Consider the following 1,035-nt stretch of genomic DNA (forward strand, 5'->3'; position numbering starts at 1 on the left):
CCCAATGATTTCATTGCCCGTACGGCAAGCGAACGTTCCCTTTCTGTAAAACAGATTTGTGAAGCCGCTGCCAGTCGTGGTGGCGCAGATGTTTCTGCTTCGGCAATGGAGCATGCGACCGAGCTTTTCCTGAAAGAAATGGCCTACCAGCTCTGTGATGGCTTTTCTGTGAATACCGGCTACTTTACCGCAAGCACTACCATTCGTGGGGTTTTCGACAGTCCCTCCGAGACGTTTAACAAAGACAAGCACAGCATTATCTTCCAGTTCAACCAGGGAGAAAAGCTAAGGGCAGAGATTCCCAATATTGAGGTCAATATTTTAGGTGTGGCAGAAGCTTCTGCGGTGATCTTACAGGTAACCGATGTGAAGAGTGGTTCGGTGAATGATCTTCTTACGCCTGGCAGAAACCTGAAGATCGTGGGCAGCAAGATCAAAGTCGCCGGTGATGATTCTTCGGTGGGAATCTATTTTGTAGATGCCACAACACAGACAAGAACCCAAGTAGACACTTCCGATATCGTCACCAATAATCCTTCGGAGGTTATGGTGGTAATTCCTGCATTGGCTGCGGGAACTTATAATCTGGAAGTGGTTACACAGTTTTCTAAGAACAGTGCTTTTCTAAAAGAAGCAAGAGTCGCTATTTTAGATAAATTATTAACCGTTGAATAGGAAATCAATGGTGTCGCTCGTAAGTTACCTTGTCCCTCGTCCGAAGGAAGGTGTTTCCTCCGCTCGGAGGACAGTGTTTCCCTCGCTCGAGGGATGGTGTGTCCTCAGTACGTAGGTAATACTGTACTGTAGTAAGGCTTACCTCAGCGCAAGAACAAACCATCATTCCATCGTAAAGATGGGTATTTTCATCAGTGTGTTACTCCGGTTGGGAAATCATTCCCGGCCGGAGTTTTTTTGGCTTCAAGAATGTGGCTTCGGCTCCGCTCAGCCACCGTTGGGTTGGAGGGTTTGAGTTGAAGGACTGGTGGCTTCGAGTGACCTCAGCCACCATTGGGGTTGTAGTGTTTTAGAGTGGAT

Annotated in this window: 1 protein-coding gene; it reads left to right on the forward strand. The window is 47.5% G+C overall.

The annotated features are described in order from the left end of the window. The coding region (locus AC3WV0_RS18050; RefSeq protein ID WP_488847482.1) for a DNA-binding domain-containing protein at window positions 1-675 on the forward strand (675 nt) is incomplete at its 5' end. Window positions 676-1,035: the final 360 nt, after the last annotated feature.

Source organism: Chryseobacterium sp. 27AL (genome assembly GCF_057815395.1).